Annotated in this window: 22 protein-coding genes and 1 tRNA gene; 13 read left to right on the plus strand and 10 right to left on the minus strand. The window is 55.6% G+C overall.

The window, feature by feature from the left end; genetic code table 11:
* Window positions 1-365 precede the first annotated feature (365 nt).
* From xylF to AC1RKG_RS17465, 6 genes are all read left to right on the plus strand, one after another.
* Window positions 366-1,361 carry a D-xylose ABC transporter substrate-binding protein gene (gene xylF / locus AC1RKG_RS17440; protein WP_128864805.1) on the plus strand — a complete coding sequence of 332 codons (996 nt, stop codon included), beginning with the start codon at window positions 366-368 and terminating at the stop codon, window positions 1,359-1,361.
* A gap of 29 nt (window positions 1,362-1,390) precedes the next feature.
* A complete protein-coding gene (locus AC1RKG_RS17445; protein ID WP_493183527.1) occupies window positions 1,391-2,932 on the plus strand; it encodes a xylose ABC transporter ATP-binding protein in 1,542 nt (513 codons plus the stop codon).
* Window positions 2,910-4,094, plus strand: a complete 1,185-nt coding sequence (xylH, locus tag AC1RKG_RS17450; protein ID WP_493183528.1) for a xylose ABC transporter permease XylH — start codon at window positions 2,910-2,912, stop codon at window positions 4,092-4,094. Before AC1RKG_RS17445 ends, xylH begins: the two co-directional genes overlap by 23 nt.
* A 319-nt stretch (window positions 4,095-4,413) precedes the next feature.
* A complete protein-coding gene (xylR, locus tag AC1RKG_RS17455; RefSeq protein ID WP_115057929.1) occupies window positions 4,414-5,592 on the plus strand; it encodes a D-xylose utilization transcriptional activator XylR in 1,179 nt (392 codons plus the stop codon).
* A 67-nt stretch (window positions 5,593-5,659) separates the two neighbouring features.
* Window positions 5,660-6,280: a nucleotidyltransferase domain-containing protein gene (locus AC1RKG_RS17460; protein ID WP_122080524.1), complete on the plus strand. Its 621-nt coding sequence runs from the start codon at window positions 5,660-5,662 to the stop codon at window positions 6,278-6,280.
* Window positions 6,231-6,671, plus strand: coding sequence for a hypothetical protein (locus AC1RKG_RS17465; RefSeq protein WP_020824697.1), 441 nt, complete (start codon window positions 6,231-6,233; stop codon window positions 6,669-6,671). The genes AC1RKG_RS17460 and AC1RKG_RS17465 overlap by 50 nt, the downstream gene beginning before the upstream one ends.
* Before the next feature lie 5 nt (window positions 6,672-6,676).
* Here the strand turns inward: AC1RKG_RS17465 and AC1RKG_RS17470 are convergent, their stop codons facing one another.
* Entirely contained in the window at window positions 6,677-7,531 is an 855-nt protein-coding gene (locus AC1RKG_RS17470) for a LysR family transcriptional regulator (RefSeq protein WP_020824698.1), read from the minus strand.
* 126 nt (window positions 7,532-7,657) lie between these two features.
* Here AC1RKG_RS17470 and AC1RKG_RS17475 point away from each other — a divergent pair, with 126 nt between their 5' ends.
* The 4 genes from AC1RKG_RS17475 (at window position 7,658) to AC1RKG_RS17490 (ending at window position 11,264) form a co-directional block, all read left to right on the plus strand.
* The gene (locus AC1RKG_RS17475) at window positions 7,658-8,857 is read left to right on the plus strand and encodes a cyanate transporter (RefSeq protein WP_493183529.1); all 1,200 of its coding nucleotides are present in this window, start codon (window positions 7,658-7,660) and stop codon (window positions 8,855-8,857) included.
* A 76-nt stretch (window positions 8,858-8,933) separates the two neighbouring features.
* The gene (locus AC1RKG_RS17480; RefSeq protein WP_128864807.1) at window positions 8,934-10,280 is read left to right on the plus strand and encodes an esterase-like activity of phytase family protein; all 1,347 of its coding nucleotides are present in this window, start codon (window positions 8,934-8,936) and stop codon (window positions 10,278-10,280) included.
* 102 nt (window positions 10,281-10,382) lie between these two features.
* Window positions 10,383-10,477, plus strand: a tRNA-Sec gene (locus AC1RKG_RS17485).
* Between the two features lie 31 nt (window positions 10,478-10,508).
* The gene (locus tag AC1RKG_RS17490) at window positions 10,509-11,264 is read left to right on the plus strand and encodes a nucleotidyltransferase domain-containing protein (protein ID WP_115057931.1); all 756 of its coding nucleotides are present in this window, start codon (window positions 10,509-10,511) and stop codon (window positions 11,262-11,264) included.
* A gap of 34 nt (window positions 11,265-11,298) precedes the next feature.
* On the opposite strand, the gene AC1RKG_RS17495 is transcribed toward AC1RKG_RS17490, so the two are convergent.
* Complete coding sequence (locus AC1RKG_RS17495) at window positions 11,299-11,472, minus strand: hypothetical protein (protein ID WP_493183530.1); 174 nt, start codon at window positions 11,470-11,472, stop codon at window positions 11,299-11,301.
* Window positions 11,473-12,145: 673 nt separating this feature from the next.
* Between AC1RKG_RS17495 and AC1RKG_RS17500 the strand changes: the two genes are divergently transcribed.
* The gene (locus AC1RKG_RS17500; RefSeq protein ID WP_046374784.1) at window positions 12,146-12,895 is read left to right on the plus strand and encodes a LuxR family transcriptional regulator; all 750 of its coding nucleotides are present in this window, start codon (window positions 12,146-12,148) and stop codon (window positions 12,893-12,895) included.
* Here the strand turns inward: AC1RKG_RS17500 and AC1RKG_RS17505 are convergent.
* Complete coding sequence (locus AC1RKG_RS17505; RefSeq protein ID WP_046374783.1) at window positions 12,864-13,499, minus strand: acyl-homoserine-lactone synthase; 636 nt, start codon at window positions 13,497-13,499, stop codon at window positions 12,864-12,866. The genes AC1RKG_RS17500 and AC1RKG_RS17505 overlap by 32 nt on opposite strands.
* 384 nt (window positions 13,500-13,883) lie before the next feature.
* Window positions 13,884-14,471, minus strand: coding sequence for a histidine phosphatase family protein (locus AC1RKG_RS17510; RefSeq protein ID WP_020824703.1), 588 nt, complete (start codon window positions 14,469-14,471; stop codon window positions 13,884-13,886).
* Between the two features lie 144 nt (window positions 14,472-14,615).
* Here AC1RKG_RS17510 and AC1RKG_RS17515 point away from each other — a divergent pair, with 144 nt between their 5' ends.
* The gene (locus AC1RKG_RS17515) at window positions 14,616-14,852 is read left to right on the plus strand and encodes a DUF4282 domain-containing protein (RefSeq protein WP_020824704.1); all 237 of its coding nucleotides are present in this window, start codon (window positions 14,616-14,618) and stop codon (window positions 14,850-14,852) included.
* Window positions 14,853-14,888: 36 nt separating this feature from the next.
* Here AC1RKG_RS17515 and AC1RKG_RS17520 read toward each other — a convergent pair whose 3' ends face one another.
* The 5 genes from AC1RKG_RS17520 to AC1RKG_RS17540 form a co-directional block, all read right to left on the minus strand.
* Window positions 14,889-15,311: an HIT family protein gene (locus AC1RKG_RS17520; protein ID WP_020824705.1), complete on the minus strand. Its 423-nt coding sequence runs from the start codon at window positions 15,309-15,311 to the stop codon at window positions 14,889-14,891.
* A gap of 104 nt (window positions 15,312-15,415) precedes the next feature.
* Window positions 15,416-16,453 (minus strand): LacI family DNA-binding transcriptional regulator, encoded by a 1,038-nt coding sequence (locus AC1RKG_RS17525; RefSeq protein ID WP_020824706.1) that lies wholly within the window; start codon window positions 16,451-16,453, stop codon window positions 15,416-15,418.
* A 68-nt stretch (window positions 16,454-16,521) separates the two neighbouring features.
* Window positions 16,522-17,283 (minus strand): SDR family NAD(P)-dependent oxidoreductase, encoded by a 762-nt coding sequence (locus AC1RKG_RS17530; RefSeq protein ID WP_020824707.1) that lies wholly within the window; start codon window positions 17,281-17,283, stop codon window positions 16,522-16,524.
* A gap of 24 nt (window positions 17,284-17,307) precedes the next feature.
* Window positions 17,308-19,179, minus strand: coding sequence for a TRAP transporter large permease (locus AC1RKG_RS17535; protein WP_493183531.1), 1,872 nt, complete (start codon window positions 19,177-19,179; stop codon window positions 17,308-17,310).
* A 23-nt stretch (window positions 19,180-19,202) separates the two neighbouring features.
* Window positions 19,203-20,216, minus strand: a complete 1,014-nt coding sequence (locus AC1RKG_RS17540) for a TRAP transporter substrate-binding protein (protein ID WP_493183532.1) — start codon at window positions 20,214-20,216, stop codon at window positions 19,203-19,205.
* A gap of 321 nt (window positions 20,217-20,537) precedes the next feature.
* On the opposite strand from AC1RKG_RS17540, the gene AC1RKG_RS17545 reads away from it, so the two are divergent.
* Complete coding sequence (locus AC1RKG_RS17545) at window positions 20,538-21,986, plus strand: alpha/beta hydrolase (protein WP_020824711.1); 1,449 nt, start codon at window positions 20,538-20,540, stop codon at window positions 21,984-21,986.
* On the opposite strand, the gene AC1RKG_RS17550 is transcribed toward AC1RKG_RS17545, so the two are convergent.
* Entirely contained in the window at window positions 21,983-22,732 is a 750-nt protein-coding gene (locus AC1RKG_RS17550; RefSeq protein WP_122080534.1) for an NAD-dependent epimerase/dehydratase family protein, read from the minus strand. The two genes, AC1RKG_RS17545 and AC1RKG_RS17550, sit on opposite strands and share 4 nt — an antisense overlap.
* Window positions 22,733-22,816 lie beyond the last annotated feature (84 nt).

The raw sequence follows: 22,816 nt of genomic DNA on the forward strand, positions 1-22,816 counted from the left end.
ATCGACTCCTGGGTAGCAATGCCCGAGTTACGGGATGGCTTTATCTTCGGAGTTTGCGGCAGACGGCTCAATTACGTTATTTCACACTTAAATTCACAGAATTATTAAATGTGCGGCAGATCCCATAATAAGGGTTTAACCGTGCTTTATTTAAGGCTTCTTTCATTTTTATTTGTCGATGAGCTGTTTTACAGCGTGAAAGCATGACCGCCATCATAAAAATAACATTAAACCAAAAATCGTAATTGGCCGGTAAAAATCAGTAATTGCCGAAGTATAAATAAGCGACAACAATCTGCTCGAAGCTGTGTAATCGGCCTATTTCAATTACCTTCCTTATGCTTTAAATAACAAAGGTATATAAGATGAAATTTAAACCTGTGTTCCTTTCTGTCTGCGCGCTGCTGGCGCTGGCCAGCCAACCGGCGCTCAGCAAAGAAGTCAAAATCGGCATGGCGATCGATGACCTGCGCCTGGAGCGCTGGCAAAAAGACCGCGATATCTTCGTCAGCAAAGCCAAGTCGCTGGGGGCAGACGTGTTTGTCCAATCCGCTAACGGCAATGAAGAAACCCAAATGGCGCAGATCGAAAATATGATCAACCGCGGCGTCGACGTGCTGGTGATTATTCCTTATAACGGCCAGGTGCTGAGCAACGTCATCAGCGAAGCCAAACGGGAAGGCATTAAGGTCCTGGCTTACGACCGCATGATCAATAACGCGGACATCGATTTCTACATCTCCTTTGATAATGAAAAGGTCGGCGAATTGCAGGCACAAAGCCTGGTGCAGCGGGTACCGCAGGGCAATTATTTCCTGATGGGCGGCTCGCCGGTGGATAACAACGCCAAGCTGTTCCGCCAGGGCCAGATGAAGGTGCTGCAACCGCTGATCGACGGCGGGAAAATCAAGGTTGTGGGCGATCAGTGGGTTGATGGATGGCTGCCGGAAAACGCATTGAAAATCATGGAAAATGCGCTGACCGCCAACAATAACAAGATTGACGCGGTGGTGGCTTCTAACGATGCCACCGCCGGCGGCGCAATTCAGGCGCTTGCCGCACAAGGCCTGGCGGGCAAAGTGGCCATTTCCGGCCAGGACGCCGATCTGGCGGCGGTGAAGCGTATCGTCGCCGGCACCCAGACCATGACGGTCTATAAGCCAATCAGCAAACTGGCCGATGAGGCTGCGGGCATTGCCGTGCAGCTGGGCAAGGGCGAACAGCCGAAAACCAACGCCAGCTTAAATAACGGCAGCAAAGAAGTGCCCTCCTGGTTATTAACGCCGATCCCGGTGGATAAAGCGAATATCGACAGCACCATTATTGCCGACGGTTTCCACAAAAAAGCCGACATTCAATAATTCCGAAAGCCGGTAATGTGGAGGGAATAATGCCCAACCTATTAGAAATGAAAAGTATCACCATGCAGTTCGGTGCGGTTAAGGCGGTGGATAATGTCAGTCTGAAACTGGAAGCTGGCCAGGTATTATCGCTGTGTGGTGAGAACGGTTCGGGAAAATCCACCCTGATGAAAGTGCTGTGCGGAATATATCCACACGGCAGTTATCAGGGAGATATTTATTTCTCTGACGATTTATTGACGGCGAAAAATATTCGCGACACCGAGCAGAAAGGTATTGCCATCATTCACCAGGAGCTGGCGCTGGTAAAGCAGATGACGGTGCTGGAAAACATGTTTCTCGGTAATGAATGGCGCCGCTACGGGGTGATGGATTATGACGCCATGTACCTGCGCTGCCGACGTATGCTGGCGCAGGTCAAACTGGAGGTGGATCCCAATACGCCGATTGGCGAACTCGGGTTGGGGCAGCAGCAACTGGTGGAGATCGCCAAGGCGCTGAACAAACAGGTTCGGCTACTGGTATTGGATGAACCTACGGCTTCGCTGACGGAAAGTGAAACCGCCACGCTGCTGGCGATCATCGGGGATCTGCGCGATCACGGTATTGCCTGTATCTACATTTCGCACAAGTTGAACGAGGTGAAGGCGATCTCGGATCTGATCTGCGTGATCCGCGATGGCAAGCACATCGGCACCGGTCCGGCGGCGGAAATGAGTGAGGACGACATTATCGCCATGATGGTGGGGCGAGAGCTGACCGAGCTGTATCCGCAACAACAGCATGAGATAGGCGAGGTGATCCTGCAGGTGGATAACCTGACCGCCTGGCATCCGGTTAACCGTCAGGTTCGCCGGGTAGACGATGTCTCTTTCAGCCTGCGGCGCGGCGAAATACTCGGCGTTGCCGGGCTGGTCGGTTCAGGGCGTACCGAAACCATGCAGTGCCTGTTCGGCGTCTACCCTGGTCGTTGGCAGGGCAGTATTACCCTCAATGGTCAGCCGGCCACCATCAACAACTGCCGTCAGGCGATGCGCTACGGCATAGCCATGGTACCGGAAGACCGCAAGCGTGATGGCATCGTCCCCGTGATGGGCGTCGGGGCCAATATGACGCTGGCGGCGCTGAGTGATTTCAGCGGCATGCTGACGGTGATCGACGACGCCCATGAACAGGCAACCATCCGCCAGTCGCTGGCGCAGCTGAGGGTGAAAACCTCCTCGCCAGAACTGGCTATCGCCCGCTTGAGCGGGGGCAATCAACAGAAGGCGATTCTGGCCAAGTGTCTGCTGTTGAAGCCGAAAATCCTGATTCTGGATGAGCCGACGCGCGGCATCGACATCGGTGCAAAACAAGAAATCTATAAATTAATCAATCAACTGGTACAGCAGGGGATTGCGGTGATCGTGGTTTCTTCCGAGTTGCCGGAAGTGCTGGGATTAAGCGATCGGGTGTTGGTGATGCACCAGGGGCGCATCAAGGCTTCGTTGATCAACCGCGGTTTGACTCAGGAACAGGTGATGGAAGCCGCTTTGAGGAGTGAAACAGATGTCGAAAAACACGCAGTCTGAAGCGTTGGTAGCGGCAAGGGTGGAGAAAAAAACGACGGTGAAGCTGAAATCCATCAATTTGCAGGTGTTTGTAATGTTGGCGGCGATAGTCGTCATTATGCTGTTCTTTACCTTTACCACCGAAGGGGCCTATCTCAGCGCGCGTAATATCTCCAACCTGCTGCGCCAGACGGCGATCACCGGCATTTTGGCAGTCGGAATGGTGTTCGTGATCGTTTCGGCGGAAATCGATCTGTCGGTCGGTTCGATGATGGGGCTGCTGGGCGGCGCGGCGGCGATTTTTGACGTCTGGTTCGGTTGGCCGTTGCCGCTGACCATCGTGGTGACGCTGGTGGCCGGTCTGCTGTTGGGGGCCTGGAACGGCTGGTGGGTTGCCTATCGCAAAGTCCCTTCGTTTATCGTCACTCTGGCGGGGATGTTGGCCTTTCGCGGCATCCTGATCGGTATCACCAATGGCACCACGGTGGCACCGACCAGCAGCGCCATGTCGCAAATCGGTCAGAGCTATTTACCGGGTGGGCTGGGTTTCGGTATCGGCGCGGTGGGGCTGATGCTGTTTGTGGCCTGGCAATGGCGGCGGCGCAGTCGACGCGTACAGCTGGGGTTGCCGGTAGCCACGCCGACCGGTGACGTAACCCGGCAGAGCATTTTGGCGCTGCTGGTACTCGGCGCAATCTATTTGCTCAACGACTATCGCGGGGTGCCTACGCCGGTGCTGATCCTGACCGCGCTGATGCTGGCGGGGATATTTTTGGCCACCCGCACCGCCTTTGGCCGTCGGATTTACGCCATCGGCGGCAATATTGACGCTGCGCGCCTGTCGGGCGTCAACGTCGAGCGCACCAAACTGGCGGTGTTTGCCATCAACGGTCTGATGGTGGCGATTGCCGGTCTGATCCTCAGTTCGCGGCTGGGCGCCGGTTCGCCTTCTGCGGGCAATATTGCCGAGCTGGACGCCATCGCTGCCTGCGTGATTGGCGGCACCAGCCTGGCCGGAGGCATAGGCAGCGTGGCCGGGGCGGTGATGGGGGCGTTTATCATGGCCTCGCTGGATAACGGCATGAGCATGTTGGACGTACCGACTTTCTGGCAGTACATCGTCAAGGGGGCCATTTTGCTGCTGGCGGTGTGGATGGATTCCGCCACCAAGCGCCGGGCATAAGAATATATCCTTCATACTTGAAGCTGCATCTGTGTTGGCTACACTCACTCACCCGGATCACTTACTTTAGTAAGCTCATCGGAATGAGTTCCTTTGCCGCCTTGATACGACTCCAATTATTTTGGATATAGCGCCCGCGGTCACAGTTATGAGGTGATGCTTGCTGCTCTCGCAGAGAATACCCTGTAGCTTTCAAGTTGCAGCCAGGCGACTCACTCGCCATCCCCAGACAGGGTAGGGGCGCTGCATGCTGCGCCCGCCTTAATCGGGGCGAATTTATTCGCCCCCTACCTTCACTGGGGGTTACTGGGGATACCGCATGTTCGAAAAGCGCTTTCGCATTACGTTGCTGTTCAACGCCAATAAAGTGTATGACCGCCAGGTGGTTGAGGGCGTTGGTGAGTATTTACAGGCTTCACAGTGCGATTGGGACATCTTTATTGAAGAAGATTTTCGCTGCCGTATCGACAACATCAAGGATTGGTTGGGCGATGGGGTGATTGCCGATTTCGACGACCGTGAAATCGAACATTTGCTGCATAACGTCAGGGTGCCGATCGTCGGTGTGGGCGGCTCTTATCATCGTGATGAGGATTACCCGCCGGTGCATTACATCGCCACGGATAATCAGGCGTTGGTTGAGGCGGCGTTCAGCCACCTCAAGGACAAGGGCATTAATCGCTTTGCCTTCTACGGCTTGCCGAGCGAAGGCGGTAAACGTTGGGCGCAAGAGCGTGAACATGCTTTCCGTCAGCGGGTGGCGCTGGAGCAGTATCAGGGCGTGGTCTATCAGGGCATGGCCACTGCGCCGGAGAATTGGCAATACGCCCAGAACCGGCTGGCGGACTGGGTACAGACGCTGCCGCAGCAGACCGGCATCATCGCCGTGACTGATGCCCGGGCACGCCATCTGCTGCAGGTTTGCGAACATCTGGATATTGCGGTGCCCGAAAAGCTGTGCGTCATCGGCATCGACAATGAAGAGCTGACGCGCTACCTGTCGCGGGTGGCGCTGTCTTCCGTGGCGCAGGGCACCCGCCAGATGGGCTACCGTGCCGCCAAGCTGCTGCATCAGTTGCTCGATCGTCGTGAGCTGCCGCTGCAACGTATTCTGGTGCCGCCGGTGAAGGTGATCGAGCGCCGTTCCACCGACTTTCGTTCGCTGCGTGATCCGGCGGTGATCCAGGCCATGCATTATATTCGCCATCACGCCTGTAAGGGTATCAAGGTCGAACAGGTGCTCGATGCGGTAGGGCTGTCGCGTTCCAATCTTGAAAAACGCTTCAGAGATGAAACCGGCGAAACCATCCACCATGTAATCCATCAGGAAAAGCTGGATCGGGCCTGTAACCTGTTAAAGGCAACTTCATTGACCATCAACGAGATTTCGCAGATGTGCGGCTACCCCTCACTGCAGTATTTTTACTCGGTATTCAAGAAGGGTTACGACATGACGCCGAAAGATTACCGCGAGCGTTACGGTGAGGTCGGGTATTAGTGCTTGCTTGTTTAATGTAGCTTTGTTGGCTACAATTGTAGCTAATAAGGCTACATAGAGAAGCACCATGTACGACTCTTTGCTCGATCTTTTATTCAGTGAATATCGACGAAAAGTGCTAAATCTGCTGCTAATGCAGCCGGAGCAGGCATTTCATGTGCGCGAAATTGCGCGTCGGACCGCAACTCAGGCCGGTACTCTACATAAAGAGTTGAGCAAGTTGGCGCTGGGCGGCATTCTGCTAAGACTGCCCCAAGGAAAGCAGATTTATTATCGCGCTAACCCCGACTGCCTGATTTTTGCAGAGTTGGTAGCGATTTTCCGCAAAACCTCTGGGGTGGCCGCACGTTTGCGGCAGGTATTATCCGAGCTTAATGCTGAGCTTGAGCTGGCGTTTATTTTTGGTTCGATCGCCAGTGGTAAAGCGACGGCAGACAGTGACATAGACGTCCTGATCGTCGGTCACTTGTCTTTTTCTGAGGTGATCAACGCGTTTTACCCGTTACAGCAGGAACTGGGTCGAGAAATTAACCCCAAGCTGTACTCGCCGGCAGAGTGGCAAATGGCTTTGGCGGAAAACTCAGCCTTTATTCAGGATATTATGAGTAAGCCCCAGCTAAGGATTTTGGGAGGCAAGGATGACGTTAGACAACCTGATAGGTCTTGGCCTGGAGGCGATACAACCTGACGCGGGCGCCATCAGAAAATTACTCTCCGCCGCTGCGCGTAACCAGCATGATGCCAGCATCACTTTGCTTAGCAATGAAACACGTTTTGATGCGGCCTATAAAGCGGTTATGCAAATTGCCAATGCTGCTCTGCAGGCGGAAGGTTTTCGGACTTCGACAAATAAACCTGGTCATCATCAGCTAATGATTCAATCGTTGCCGCTTACCCTGGGTATCTCGCGTGAAGCAATGATCTGTCTGGATGCTTTGCGAAAACAACGCAATATCGCTGATTACTCAGGTGATTTAGTGACGGATGCAGCAGTGTACACTTGCCTGGAACAAGCCGAGGCACTGTGGTTGGCGATTAATGATTGGTTGTCACTCAAACATCCGCATCTTTTGGAATAGCCTGTTCACACTAATCCGCAAAACGCCTTCAGCCGTTCGGCCAGTGCCGGGGTGGCGGCGGGGGCACCGTCGCGGTAATACAGCGCCAGTTCGATGCTGTCGATCGGCGGTAACCCTTCGGCGATGCCGAGCACCCGGTGGCTGGGCAAGCGACAGCTCGCTGGCAACAGCGTGACGCCCAACCCGGCGGCGGATGCGGCGGTGAGAGCCGCCAGACTGGCACTGCTGTAGCCGATGCGCCAGCGCTTGCCAAGGTTATCCAGCGCCTGGCACAGGTCATCGCGGTACAGGCCATTGAGCGGGAACACCGCCAGCGGTACCGGGGATTGTTCGATGGCCGGAAAGGCCAGGCTATCCAGCCACAGTAGCGGCTCCGGCCTGGCGGCGCGCGGAGGTTGACTACGACGCTGTTTCACCAGGATCAGGTCCAGTTCTTCACGGGCATAGGCGCTGTGCAGATCGGCGCTCAGGCCGCTGGTGACGTCCAGCCGCAGGTGCGGGTGCGCCCGGCTGAATTCCGCCAGCAGTTCAGTAGTCGGTGCCGCGAAATCCTCCGGCATCCCCAACCGCAGTACGCCGTCGCGCCAGATACCGGTCAGGGCGTCGTGTGCCTCTTCATTCAGCGCGATGATCCGCCGCGCATAGCTCAACAGTTTGACGCCTTCCTCGGTCAGCAACACCTGATGAGAGGAGCGCTCAAACAGCGGTTTACCGAGCATCTCTTCCAATCGGCGCACCTGCTGGCTGACCGTAGACTGCGATAAAAATACCCGGTCCGCGGCGCGGGTGAAGCTACCGCTGTCGCACACGGCGACAAAGCTGAGCAATAACTGCGGATTGAACATCGGGTAGCGATTCATTTTCCCACTGCTGGCTATTTTATTATTTAATTTCCCAATACTAGCGGCGTTGCCTAGAGTAATGCAACGCTGCGGCGTACAGGTTGTGACGTCGCACTCTTCACCCCGGAAGTTCAGGAATAGACCGTGTTAAATCATTTTATTGCTCCCCCTTTCTTACGCCGCTGGTTCAATCCCCTGCTGTGGGTACTGGTGCTGATTGGCTTGAATATGCGGCCGTTGCTGACGTCTATTGGCCCGCTGCTGCCGACGCTGCGCCAGGCTACCGGGCTGAGTTTTGGCGGCGCGGCCCTGCTGACCACCTTGCCGGTGTTGATGATGGGGCTGATGGCGTTAGCTGGCGGTACCATCAACCGTTTGTTCAGTGAACGCACCAGCGTTGTCCTGAGTTTGCTGGCCATTGGCCTGGGTGCTGCCTGGCGCGAGCTGGCACCGGGCAGCACGCAGTTGATGTTGAGTGCAGTGCTGGGCGGGCTGGGGATTGGCGTTATCCAGGCGGTGATGCCCGGTATTATCAAGCATCATTTTCTCAAGCAGATGGCGTTGGTGGCCGGGCTGTGGTCGGCGGCGCTGATGGGCGGCGGTGGGCTGGGGGCGGCGATTACCCCCTGGCTGATGAGTGTGGGCCATGACTGGCATAGCGCGCTGGCCTGGTGGGCAGCGCCGGCGCTGGTGGCGTTGATCGCCTGGTGGCCCGTCAGCCGAGGCTTGGCACGCCTGACGCCGTCCGGTACTGCTCGCGGACCGAGTTTATGGTTCAGCCGTCGCGCCTGGTTGCTCGGTGCCTATTTCGGTTTGATTAATGGCGGCTACACCAGCCTGATCGCCTGGCTCCCCCCTTATTACATGCAGCTCGGCTGGCAGCCGCAGGCCAGTGGATCGCTATTGGCGCTGATGACCTTCGGCCAGGTCGTGGGGGCGCTGCTGTTGCCCGCCTTGGCGCGCGCTACGGACCGCCGTCCGCTATTGTTGCTGGCGCTGATCATGCAGTTGGCAGGTTTCATCGGCCTTATCTACCTGCCGCAAACGCTGCCTTGGCTGTGGGTACTGCTTTCCGGCCTGGGGCTGGGCGGTGCATTCCCGCTGTGTCTGGTGCTGGCACTCGACCATATTCCGCACCCGGCGGCGGCGGGGCGACTGGTGGCGTTTATGCAGGGTATCGGCTTCCTGCTGGCGGGTACGACGCCGTACATTTCCGGCCTGTTGCGTGATTACAGCGGTGGCTTTGTGCTCGATTGGCAAATTCACGCACTGCTGGTGGTGGTGCTTATCGCCATCACCTGGTGCTTCCATCCGCACAGCTACCGGCGAGCGTTCGCCGAATAATATTTCTGTCATTGCGGCTCCCTATAGTGACGTTGCTTTTACTTCTGGGCGATAACAACAAAAAGGGAACCATGACATGCACATCACCAAAACTCGTCTGGCGCTGTTGGCTGGCTGTATGGCGCTGAGCGGTAACCTGTGGGCTGACGCCCAACCGGTGTCTGCGACGCTGGCCGGGCATGCGATACTGGCGGTAAAATCCAGTATTGCGGCGCCACAGGATGCTCCCACCGATTTGCAACAAAGCGGTAAGTACACCAGCGGCAAACGCGTGACGGAACTGGGCAGCGTGGCGGGAAAATCCGCCGATCGCATGACCGGTATCGGCCTGCCGATCGCGGGCCAACCCCTTCAGGGCCATTCCGGTATCAAGCACATGCCTGACGGCACCTACTGGGTGTTGACCGACAACGGCTTCGGCAGCAAAGCCAACTCACCGGATGCGATGCTGTACCTCAATCACTACAAAATCGACTTTGACAACGGCACGGTGACGCCGCTGAAAACGGTATTCCTGCACGATCCTGACCAGAAAGTGCCGTTCCATATCGTCAATGAGAGCACCGACCAGCGTTACCTGACCGGCAGTGACTTCGACCCGGAAAGCTTCCAGTTCGCCGACAATGCCCTGTGGATCGGCGATGAATTCGGCCCTTACCTGATCAAGGCCGATCTGGACGGTAAGGTTTTGGCGGTGTTCGACACCAAGGTGGACGGCAAGGTAGTCAAATCGCCGGATAACCCGACGCTGACCCTACCGGGTGCACCGGATGGCAAACAGAACTTCCAGGTGGCGCGTTCCAAGGGTTTTGAGGGCATGGCGGCATCGCCGGACGGCAGCAAGCTGTACCCGTTGCTTGAGGGCGCGCTGTGGGATGGCGAAAAGTTTGAAAACCGCGATGGAAAACGTTACCTGCGGGTGCTGGAATTTGACGTGAAACAGCAGGCCTGGACTGGCCGCAGCTGGCAGTACGTGCTGGAAGACAACCAGAACGCCATCGGCGATTTCAATATGATCGACGCTACCCATGGCCTGGTGATTGAGCGTGATAATGGCGAAGGTACGCCGGACAAAGCTTGTGCGGCGGGTGCGCCAACCGACAACTGCTTCAGCCAGGTGGCGAAGTTCAAGCGGGTATATAAAATCGCTTTTTCTGATGCCAACGTCGGCAAACCGGTCGATAAACTGGCTTATATCGACCTGTTGAACATTCAGGACCCGAACAAGTTGGCGCGCAAACCGCTGAACAACGGTGTGCTGACCTTCCCGTTCTTCACCATTGAAAACGTCGACGTGGTGGACGGCAGTCATATTATTGTCGGTAACGACAATAACTTCCCGTTCTCCTCCAGCCGCCAGCCGAACATGGCGGATGACAATGAATTTATCCTGCTGGACGTCAAAGATCTGTTGAAGCCGTAATTCTGCCGGCCTCCGGTATTTTTGCCGGGGGCCGCCGCTATTTCCCTCTTAGCGCTAAGGATAAACTGCGCTATAATCAGGCTCTTGCTTCTGACTCCCGAAGGAAGATCCTCGTCCCCGGTGGGGCGGCCGGACTTCAAATCCGGTTGGGGCCGCCAGCGGTCCTGGGCAGGTTCGACTCCTGTGATCTTCCGCCACTCTCCAGCGTAAACCCCTTCGGAGCAGCCAATGACCTTCTGCCGCGATGGCTTTATCCCCACGGTAACCGACTTCTCATTGCAGGATGCGTTCACGCCTGTGCTGACAGCGTTGGTCGCAGGCTTGCCGAGCCATTTCCCCGACTTGATCCACTGTATTTATCTCTATGGCAGTGTGGCACGCGGGCAAGCGACACCGGGGGAGTCCGATTTGGATATCACCTTGTTGCTGAGTCGGCGGGCTACTGACGCTGAATTGGCGCTTATTGAGCAATGGCGTGAGGATTTCCAGCAACATCAGACGATAGTCAGTAAGGTGGATTTTGATATTGGCACCCTCGATGAAGCGCTAAATCCCGCCAATCGCTATAGCTGGGGCTATTGGTTGAAACACCATTGCCGCTGTCTTTGGGGAAATGACGTAAGCAACGCATTGCCACTGTTCCGGCCAGATCGTCGCATTGCGCGGGCGGTAAATGCCGATCTGCGCACCGTGCTGGAAGATTATGGAGTGAAAATCTCGGGCGGGTCTCGGGTTGCTGAGCTGCAACGACTCAAACGCGAAGCGGCCAGAAAGCTGATCAGAGCAACTAATATGCTGCGTGATCCTGATAGCCTGTTTTGGCCGATAGCGCTTGATGATTATGCCGAGCAATTATTAGCGCGGCATCCTGATAAGGCTACAGAAATAGATTATCTGCTGGCACATGCTATCAATAATGCTAATGACGCTGAGTCTACCGAGCGAATGATGGACTTTCTTTGTTGGCTTGAACGTCAGCAATAAAGCCGCCCCGAAGTGGCGGCTTATAACTTAAGGCTTAGGCGTACTGGGTTAACTTCCAGGTAGCCGCCTTATTATTGTAGGGCGGCATGGTATTACCTTTCGCGATGGGGGCGGTGGTTGATGGTGTGCCCACGACCTTCCAAACGCCGCTTTCCGGGCATTTTTTCCCTGTTGAAGCAGTAGTACCAAGGGGGGATCTGGTCATCATGATCTTTCCTTAATCAGTGCGGCGCTACCCTAGCACCGCTAATAAAGATATTTACAGGTTCCTGTAGATATTCAATCCCATAAGTGAAATACAAGACATTAGTTTGATATTAGTGAATGCTGGAGTTGATTTTCTAAATTTAAAGATATTTAGCCATTGTTTGTTTCGATATATAAATAATTTATATCATTTCCATTGCACTATTTTATTTATATATATTTTGATGAGTAATCTTAATTGATTATTATTAAATGGTTGGGGTGTTTATAAAATAGTCCAATATATAATAAATTAAAATAGCGCAGTGGACTCGGCTCAAAGACGTTATCTCTGGCGAACACCATTCTTTGCACTGACGCTAGATCGTCTAGTCAAACAGGGGCTGGTCAACAGCGTCAGCGCAGATGAATTTGAAAGGATAAATTAGCAGTGTTAAAGTAAGGATCCCGGTCAGCAGTGATTTTTCGTATACCCTGTCTGACCGGAAATTTTTCCCTGGTGTTGGCTGTGTTGGCTACCTGACCGTACAGGTCAGGTTTTTTTTCCAGTGCCTAACGAGACTCATTATATGTTGCGGTTCCAAATCCGTAAGTTGTACTTAAGTCCCATCTATACCTAAACTTAAGTTCAGGTTCGATCACCAAAGGGAAAGTCTGACCGCCACGGAGCCTGTATGTTTTCTATCTTCAATGAAAATCAAACAATAACGGAAACGCTCCGGGATCATATCGACAGAAAGCTGTCTCCACTCGGTAGCCCGGAATACGCTTATACTGTTGTTAGAAAAAAAAATCCGTCAGATGTGCTTATTATTTCCAGTTATCCTGACGAATGGGTAGACCTCTACCGCACCAATAATTTCCAACTCACTGACCCGGTGATACTGACAGCATTCAAACGCACTTCGCCCTTTGCATGGGACGAAAATATCACTCTCATGTCAGATTTGAAGTTCACCAAAATTTTTTCCCTTTCCAAGCGGTACAACATCGTTAACGGATTTACCTTTGTGCTGCATGACCATATGAACAACCTGGCGTTGTTGTCTGTCATTATTGCCACCAACGGACAAGGGGAGCTGGAAAAAAGACTCTCATCTGATCGTGGGGCCATGCAGATGTTGCTGATCGACATTAATGAACAGATGTATCGTCTCGCCGGCTCCGCTTCATCTACTGGCCATAAGCATCAGGCAGACACGGATAAACCCATTTTTACTCCACGGGAAAATGAGGTGCTGTATTGGGCCAGTATGGGAAAAACATACGGAGAGATTGCCGCCATAGCGACTATTTCGGTTAGTACGGTGAAGTTTCATATGGGTAATATTGTGGTCAAGTTAGGTGTTAGTAACGCCCGGCAGGCTATCCGACTGGGCGTTGAGCTGGAACTTATAACTCCGGCAGCGACAGCGGCCAGGTAATAACGGTAACCGCTGGACAATTAAGCCCGGAGATAATTCCTGACGCCATTTGGTTCTGGTCCTCTGGCCCAGTTGGGAGTACCACCAGGTAAATACGCTCGTGTTCGCTGAGGAAGGCTTCTTTGAGTACACGGATTTGCCATCCGGAGCGCTTAAGGATCCTAAGCATCGCTCGGCTTACGATGGTATGAATAGCATTGTACTTATGGTGCAAAGCCCAATTAATCATGGCCAGAAACAGGGCTTGACTGACTGGGTACCGCTCGCCTAGCAACCGCCGAGCATGAGCTTTGTCGACAAAAAAACGGCTTGATTCGACCCCTTCTACAGGGAGCTTAACGCTGTCAAAACAGGCGCGGAATGTGTGGGTTATCATGTTGGGCTGGCTCAGTGCGGTGAAACGCACGCTGCAGACCAATTGTCCGTTGCACAAGCCGAGAATATAGCGCGTGCCGGAGTTATCAAACTCATCGAACTCCATATCAAGGTTACATGCTACGTCCCAACCTAGTCGGTCACTGAAGGTTTTTTTTCTCAGCCGGTAAAGCTCGCTCGAGTGTGTCGTTTTCAGCTCTTCGTAGCTGACATCAAATAATTCAAGCATTCCATGACCCTTTTATTATTGGCGTAAATATATTACGTATTTCAAACAGTCTGCGAGTATTCTACAAAAATTTTAAGCTAGCTGATGAAAACAAGGTCATATCGGGAGATAAAAAACAACTTTGGTGATGAAATTTTTGCCTTTCACAATGACGTTACTCCCAAGTAAATCATAAGGCACTGTTTATGGATTTGGCAGACATGGGGTAAATCTTGGAACATAGGGCACAGGCTAATAATTATTGAGCTATGCCAAATCAATAAATCACCCGTCCTTAAGTAGTTAAAAATGATCCTAAACGGGTAATAACTCATTATTTCCAAATGGGCATAATTATAATAAGCCTCGCGATCAAGCCTTCAAAGAGTCTGCTTGCCATCTTAGTTACCCCGCGAAAGGGCAGCTCTCCGCCAACTGAGTCAACCCCTCACGTTCTTGTCGGAACGAAACCTTGCCTTGATCCAGCGTGACCACAAAAATGCTGTCGAAGTCGCTGCCTGGCCATTCGGGCACCAAACTGGCGTCGCCGCCGCGCGCGGCAACGATGTTCTTCACTGCCTTATCGAGATTCTTGTGCTCCCAGGCGATGAAGATGCGCGAGTTTTGGTACTTATCGCTGAGCAGCTCCTGCTGCAGCCCGGCGATGTCATCGGCGTGGAATTGAATGCCGATCGGCAGTCCGACACGTACCGCGGTGGGCATAATGGTCGACAGCGCTCGCAGCGAACTGCCGGTCTTATTCTCTTTGGGCCCGGCGGCAAAGATAAAATCAGGTTTGCCATAGCGGTCCAGTAGCACGTCCGGCAGTGCCAGCGCGCGATTGAGCCCTTTGCAGGTTAACTGCCCGCTGTCGTTGGCGGGTTTCTCCCCGTGCCGCACGAAGATCAGCGTTTCCTGTGCCAGTGCGCTTTGGCTGAGCAGCAGCAACGCCGCTAAACCGCCCAGGATTTTGTTGCCGATTTTGTTAAACATCCTCAACCCTTATGTAATGGCCTGCTGATTTCTGAGCGCTTTTCGTCACGTTACTCGCTATCATAACTGGCGTGACAACAAGGCATGCCGCGCTGATGCGGTGCCTCTGGGATAATTAAATACTGACCTAAGGAAGGATTTACAATGAAAAACATTTTCTTTTTTGATGCGATGCTGACGCCGAAAATCATCACCGGCGTGTACTGGCTGTGCCTGCTGGGCATCATTGTTGGCGGGATTGGGTCGATGTTCTACGGTGAGTTCTTCCGCGGCCTGTTTGCGATCATTATCGGCGGCGTGTTCACCCGCGTTTGCTTCGAAATGATCATCATTGCGTTTAAAAATAATGAGTACCTGCGCAAGATTGCCGAAAAGCCTTAATTAAGTAGTAAACGCCGGGCCATGCCCGGCGTTTTGTTATTCCCCCAGCGTTATCGCCAGCCGTTCCCTCATTAATTCAATAAAATTCTCCGGCACGGTTCTCGCCGTTGGCGAGCGTAGCGCCTGGCTCCAGACCGGCTCCGGGAAATGTGAGTCGTCGAGGTAGCGCGGGATGATATGCCAATGCAAATGGGGCAGTGCGGTGCCCAGGCTGGCGATATTGATCTTCGCCGGCGTCAGCAATTGCCGTAGTTGCGCTTCAACCTGAGCGACCACGGTCATGATGCTGTTGCGCTGATCGTCACGCAAATCGCTCAGTTCGGCGATATGCTCATGCCAGACCACCCGACACCAGCCGGGGAAAGGGCTGTCGGCAATGAAAATGGCCCGGCACAGCGGGTTTTGCCACAGCAGGATTTCATTGGTTGGATGGCAGTAAACGCAGGATTCATTGTTCATTTTTATTCTCCCGCCGCGGTTTTGGGCGCAGCGAAGCTCCCGCCGCGCATTAGCGCAGCATGGATTCAGTATGGAAGAGAGCGGAGCCGTAGCCCCGCAGGAGGTTACGTGTTAATGACCGACTGGCGGCGCACCAGGCTAGGCGCGAATAAAAATTCCTCCACCGGCAATTCAGGGTTTTCCAGCCGACCAATCAGCCGATCGACGATTTTCACCGCCATCTCGCGCAGCGGCGGCGCCACTGAGCTAAGCGCCGGGTTAAACAGCTCGGACAGGAACATGTTATCGATGCCGACAACTGAAATATCCTCGGGCACCCGCACACCAAGCCGCTGGAAGGCAGAAATCATGCCGATGGCCAACATGTCGTTCAGCGCTACAATGCCGTCCGGCCGGGGGTCACTCTGGCAAATTTGTTCGGCCAGCGTCTTGCCCAACTCGGCCATTTCAGCATCGCCGTAGGCGAACTGCGCCTTGCCTTCGATCACCCAGGCCGGCAGCCCTGCGTTTTCCAGTGCCTGCCGGTAACCGGCAATTTTGTTGGCGCGGCTGCTGGTCATGCCGGAAGCGGTAGCGAAGGCGATACGGCGGCAGCCTTGGGCGATCAGATGCTGTGCCGCCATGCTGCCGGCGGCGCAATTATCCATCGACACGCTGTCGATCGGCAGCGCCGCCTCGCCAGTGGCGGCCAGGGTGCGCTCGTCGTAGTTAATCATCACCAGGCCGCGTTTCAGGGCATCGCGAAAATGGGGGCGATCGTAAAACGTGGAGGCCACCACCACGCCGCGAATGCCTAACGCCAGCAGATCGTCGAGAAAACGGATCTCTTCTTCCTGTTGGCGATGGGTATCGCCCAGCAACACCTGATAACCATAGTTTTGCTTGGCCGCCAGCTCAATTTCGCGCACCAGCGCAGCGAAGCTGGGGTTGACGATGGACGGTACCAGCAGGCCCAGCATTTTGACCTGCCCGGTTTTAAGCTGCTGCGCGGCGCGGTTTGGCTGGTATTGCAGCGCCGCCATCGCCTGTTCAATACGGGCCAGCGTATCCTTGCGCATCTGATCGACTCGGCCGTTCAGCACGTTGGATACCGTACTGACCGACACCCCGGCATGACGTGCCACATCACGTATATTCGCCATCACATTCCCGTTTTGCATTAACCCATTACCCCGACTTTATCACGCGGCCGAAAGTGAGTCACAGACCCTTAGGGCGCGAGTTGACCGCCGTTGACGTCGATAATTTGCCCGGTGATATATCCGCTACAGTTATGCGAGGCCAGGAACAGGTAGGTGGGCGCCACCTCTTCGCTGCGGCCAAAGCGGCCCATCGGAATGGAAGCGCGCATTTTACCCAGCACTTCGTCGCTCTTGCCGTGATGGAAGGCGGTGTCGATGCTGCCTGGCGACACGATATTGAAACGGATATTGTCCTGGGTGAACTCCTTCACCCAGTTGCGGTGGATATTGTGCAACCAGGCTTTGGCGCTGGCATACAGCCCGGCGCCGATCCCGCCGCCTTCGCGTGCAGCAATGGAGCCGGTGCTGATGACGCTGGCGGTCGTCCCGTTCTCGCGAGCCGAAGCGCGCAGGTGAGGGATAGCGAATTTGGTCACCATCAGCGCCGAGCGGCAGTTCAAATCCATCACTCGATCAAAAAACTCGTCGTCTATCGCTTCCAGCCCGTTGCGACCGCCCAATCCACCGGCGTTGTTGATCAAAATATCGATGCCGCCAAAGCGGGCGACAAAGGCTTCCACCAATGCCTCGCAGCCGGCGGATCGAGACAGATCGGCCGAGAAGAATGCGCATTCACCGGGGAAGGTGGCGATCTCTGCCGGTGGCTCACTGCGCAGGCCGTTAATGCCGACCTTGGCGCCGTGCCGGGCGAACAGGGCGGCGGTCGCCAGCCCGATACCGGCGGTGGAACCGGTGATCAATACGCGTTTGTCGGTTAAATCAGAGAACATGGTGTGACTCCTTGCTTGAGAAAATCAGTAGCCCAGCCGCGTCGGCAACCAGGTGGAGAGCGCCGGGAATAGCGCGATAACGATGATGCCAAACAGCACGATCAGCAGGTATTTGGCCATAGGTTTAATCACGTCCTGCATCGGGACGCCGCAGATGGCGCAGGTGGTGTACAACCCCAGGCCGATCGGCGGGGAAAACAGGCCGAAACCCATCGCCAGAATCATCACAATGGCGTAGTGCAACGGGTTGAAGCCGAGCTGGGTGGCGATGGGCACCAGGATCGGCGCAAAGATAATCAGCGCCGGAGCGCCCTCCAGCACTGCGCCGAAAATAATCAGGATGACAATCGACAGTAGCAGGAACAGCCACGGACCGTAGTCTGCGCCGATGGCGACCAGCAGCTGTGCGCACTGCTGCGGGATCATTTCGATGGTCAGAGCGAAGGACAAACTGGTGGCGCAGGCGACGATAAACAGCAGCATGCCGGACAGCGCGGCGGTGTCGACAAACAGCTTCAGGGTAGCTTTCAGCGTCAGCTCACCAAAGGCCAACCGCCCGACCACGATGGCGTAGACCACCGCGAAGGCGGAGATCTCCGTGGAGGTGGCGATGCCGGCCACCACCCCCTTGCCGATCATCAAAATCATGACCAGACCGACGGCGGCGCCGATCAACAGTTGGCGCGTCGGCATCCGTACCGGGTAGGCGTCATCGACGTTGATGCGTTTGCCGAATATCACGGCGGCAATCAGCAGCAATACCAGCAGGCACAGGGCGGGGATCAGCCCGGCGATAAACAGCGCGCCAATCGAAATGTTGGCGATAAAGCCCATTACGATCAGGTTTACACAGGGGGGAATGGTCTCCGCCATAATGGCTGAAGCGGCGAATACCCCGGCAGATTCTTCGGCAGGTTGGCGAGCCCGACGTACCGCCGGCATCAGTACGCCGCCGACCGTGGCGACGTCCGCCAGCTTGGAACCGGAAATGCCGGAGAAAAACGCCATCGACAAAATCGTCGTCATGTTCAGGCCGCCGCGATAGCGCCCCATGCCGCGCACGATCAGCTCAACCAGCCGTGACGACATGCCGTTGACTTCCATCACCGCGCCGGCCAACAGAAAGAACGGGATCGCCAGCAGCACGAAATGGTCGACGCCGGCGGTGACCTGTTGGGCAAAGAAGACGAACGGCAGCGACGGATCGCTGAGGAAAAACACCATCGCCGACATTCCGAGGGTAAAGGCGATCGGCACGCCGGAGATAATGCCAAGAATAAAGCAGGCCAGCATCAATGCGGCGGGCAGCGAGCTGAGCCCGGTGGCAGTATGCAAGCTAAGGTAGCCCGCGGCACCCAACAGCGCGACAACGGCGGCGCTGGTTAACACCACTTTCAGCGGCGCCTGGCAGGCCTGGTCGAGCGCGCTGACCAACATCACCGCGGCACCGATAAATACCGGCACCACGAAAATTGCCTGCGGCAGGCCGTGCTCGGTGGTCTGCGGCAGCGAAATGCCGACCAGGCTGAAGCTGGATACCGTCAGCCCCAATGCCACCAACACCAAAACCCAGCGGCTGGCATGCACCACATACGGCCGGGTGGCTTCCGGTAGCCAGCGCAGAAACAGATCGACACCAATGTGTCTGCCGCGCCCGGTGGAGGTGGCGACGCCGAAGAACACCAGCGTCACCATCAGCGCTCGCGCCACCTCTTCAGCCCATTCGATCGGGCTGTGCAGCGCGTAGCGCCAGACGACTGAAGCGAATACCACCACTACGTTCACCAGCAGTGCCAGTGCGCCGCCCCAGGCGGTAAAGCGGGTCAGGCCGCGGCTTAACTGCGTCAGAATAGCCACTTTTTTCACGCTCATTTCAAGGGTTACAGGAAGGGTCATAGCAAATCCTCCGCCGGGGCGCGTTACGGCTGCGCTGCGGCATGAATGGCGTCCAGCACCGCTTTGGCCTGTGGATACTTAGCGGTAAATGCCGCCTGCAGCGGCAGGGTTTGCTGGCGGAAATAGCCGCGGTCGGTTTCGCTGAAAATCACGCCGGCGGCTTTCAGTTTTTCCATGGCCTGAATTTCTTTTTCCGCCGCAATTTTGCGTTCATAAAGGGTGGCTTCGTTGGCCGCGGCCAGCACCTCGTCACGCAGGTCTTGCGGAATGCGCTGGAAAGCCGCCTGGCTGATGGTGGCTACTATCGGGTTATAGATATGACGGGTCAGCGTGGCGTTTTTGGCGATCTCGTAATACTTGCTGGTGTACACCGTGGCGGCATCGTGTTCTACGCCGTCGATCACTCCCATTTGCAGTGCGGAGTAAACCTCACCGCCGGGCATTGGGATTGCCGTAGCGCCCATGCTTTTCAGCGTGGCGATGAAATTGGGGGCCGGCAGCACCCGCACCTTCATCCGATTAAGATCCTGCGGCGACTGCAGCGGTTTTTTACTGTAAATGTTGCGCGCCCCCAGGCTGAAACCGTAACCCAGCACCTTGATATTGCTCTGTTTGGCCAACATGGCGCTCAGCAGTTGGCCTGCCTGGCCGTCGAGCGCCCGGCCCAGTTGTTGGTTGTCATTAAACAGATAACCCAGATCCAACACGCCGATCTCCGGCACCAGCGTGGCCCAGATGGAAGTCCCGGAGATCATCATGTCGATCGCGCCGATGCGCACCTGCTGCACCGCATCGGCTTCTTTTCCGAGCATGCCGTTCGGGAAATAGTTGAGGGCAATTTTACCCGGCAGACGCTGCTCCAAATTCTGTTTGAAACGGTTGAACCAGATAGCGTGTGCGGAGTAGCCATCGTCGGGTAACGATGAATAAACCCGCAGGTTGACTTCGGTGGCGTTGGCGCGCAACGGCAGGGTAAACAGCATAAATAACAACGTGATAAACAGGCGCAGCGTTAAGCGGCATGTCATTGATTTCATGAGCCTGGCTCCCGATCGCAGACAGCCTGCGATGCTGGTGGTGAAGATGATTCCCCTGCTGGGCAATGCGGTAGGGACAGGGGGAACGGGACGATACTTTGTGTCTTAATCTTTAACTGTAACGTTTTAGTGTATCGTTACAGAAAACCTACAAACATTCGGTTGGCAGATCAATTTTTATCCGTGAAAAAGGCCGGGAAATGCGCGTTCTGTGAGCAGGCTCTAAAAATAGGCGGGTAGAAGTTGGCGGTCAGTGAGCTGCCCCTGCGGGCGTTTAGCTTCTATAATCGCTGCTGGATAACCGTGAATTCAGGAGTGAGCATGCCTTCCAGGGCGATCATTAAATGGACCAAACGACTGACGATAGTGGGCGTCACCGTCTTGCTCACGCTGTTTGCGGTGCGGGTTTACGATACTCAGCGCGGCCCTGCGTTGGAGCCTTGGCATACTTTTGTGCCGCACGAGTTGTCGGCCGCCGAGCTGGATAAAACCAACTGGCAAGGTTATCTGGCCGCAGAGAGCCGGGTGTTTGACGAGGTGAAAGTTAACGTCACGGACAAACTCTCCGCCAGCGAACGCATTCCGCTCAACCGCTATTTTGACGGCAGCCCGGTCTACCCGGAACATTTTGCCCACGACTGGAACCGCTCCTACGAATTGCTGCCGCAGGGCGAACCCCGTGGTGCGGTGGTGCTGCTGCACGGCCTGACAGATTCGCCTTATAGCCTGCGGCATATCGCTGAGAACTACCGGCAGCAGGGGTATGTGGCGGTAGGTATTCGCCTGCCGGCGCACGGTACGGTGCCGGGGGCACTGACCGATATTGAATGGCGCGACTGGCTGGCGGCAACGCGTTTAGCCGTGCGCGAGGCGCGCAGCAAGGCCGGAGGCGACAAGCCGCTGCATATCGTGGGCTTTTCCAACGGTGGTGCGCTGGCGATGAAGTATGCGTTGGATGCGCTGGACGATCCGCAGTTGGCGGCGCCGCAGCGGTTGGTGTTGATCTCACCGATGATTGGCGTGACCAGTTTTGCCCGTTTCGCCGGTATTGCCGGCTGGCCGGCGGTGTTTCCGGCGTTTGCCAAAGCGGCCTGGCTCGGCGTCCTGCCGGAGTTTAACCCCTTCAAATACAATTCATTTCCGGTGAACGGCGCGCGTCAGTCTTATCTGCTCAGCAACGGTCTGCAACAGCAAATCGCTCGGGCAGCGCGTGACGGCAAGCTGGACAAGTTGGCGCCGGTGCTGACCTTCCAGTCGGTAATGGATTCGACCGTCAGTACGCGGGCGGTGATCCGCGCGTTATATAATGAATTGCCGGCTAACGGCAGCGAACTGGTGCTGTTTGACGTCAATCGTACGGTAAACTTTGGGCCCTTGCTGCGACCCAATGCGGCGGCGGCGGTCAGCCAGCTGTTGCCTGCGCCGCCGCGCCGTTATCAAACCACGGTGATTGCCAACGCCTCGCCCGAGAGTAGCGAAGCCATTGCCAGTGTGACAGCGGCCGGAGAAACGACGCAAAGCGTACAGCCACTGGGTATGACCTATCCGGCGGACATCTATTCGCTGTCGCACGTGGCGCTGCCATTCCCGGTGAGCGATTCGCTTTATGGCCGCTTCCCGGCTCAGCGCGGCGAGTTCGGTATCAGCCTGGGTACGCTGGCAGCGCGTGGCGAACGTTCGGTGCTGGTGGTCGATCTGGATTCGCTGATGCGCATTGCCTCTAACCCGTTTTTCCCTTACCTGCTGCAGCGCATCGATAGCAAGCTTTAGTCGAAACCGAGGATGCTGAAGGCATCGTCCTGCGGGTAGTAGCCGAGCAGGCGGGTGGTTTCCTCCAGCGACAGGCGCTTATAGCGGTTGTTGGAAACGCCGTGCACCACCGCATGGTGCACGCCTTCAATGCGCAGGCAGCGTTCGAGCAGATCGGCGGCGTCGCGATGGCTGAGGAAGGCGCTCATATCACGGGCGCTGAGTTGTTCACCGCGTTCCAACGTGGTGAAGTTGGCGATGCGTACCGACAGCGAAGACAGCCCCTCCTGATGGGCAAAGTAGGCGGCGATGCCCTCGCCAAACGCTTTGCTGACCCCGTACAGATTTTTCGGCTTGGGTGCGTCCTGCGGTCGAATTTGGTAATCCAACGGATAGCCCTCGACCGCCTGCGCGCTGCTGGCGAACACCACGCGTTTGCAACCGGCGTCCTTCGCCGCACGGAAGATATTGAAGGTGCCGAGGATATTGTTGTCCATCAGTGAATTGCAAAAATCGGCATCGGGGGAAGGATCGGCCGCCAGGTGCAGTACGGTATCGATATTGGCGCAGGCCGCCCGGCAAGCTTCGATATCGGCGATATCAAAACTGATGATCTCGTCGTCCGGCTGCAGATTGTGCAACAGGCTGACGTCTCTTTCCGCCAGCCGCAGCTGATAGCGATTGCCAACGGACTGACGGAATGCCGTAGCGACCCGGCCGCCCGCGCCGGTAATCAGAATTCGTCCAAACTCAGTACGCAAAGTCATGATCTCAGCTGTCCCTAAAGTGAATTACGCGGTGATCAGTAATAATCCCCTGCGTGACTTTTGTCCAGCATCAATTAGCCTTGC

The organism is Serratia sp. GW822-FHT06D09 (genome assembly GCF_058799515.1).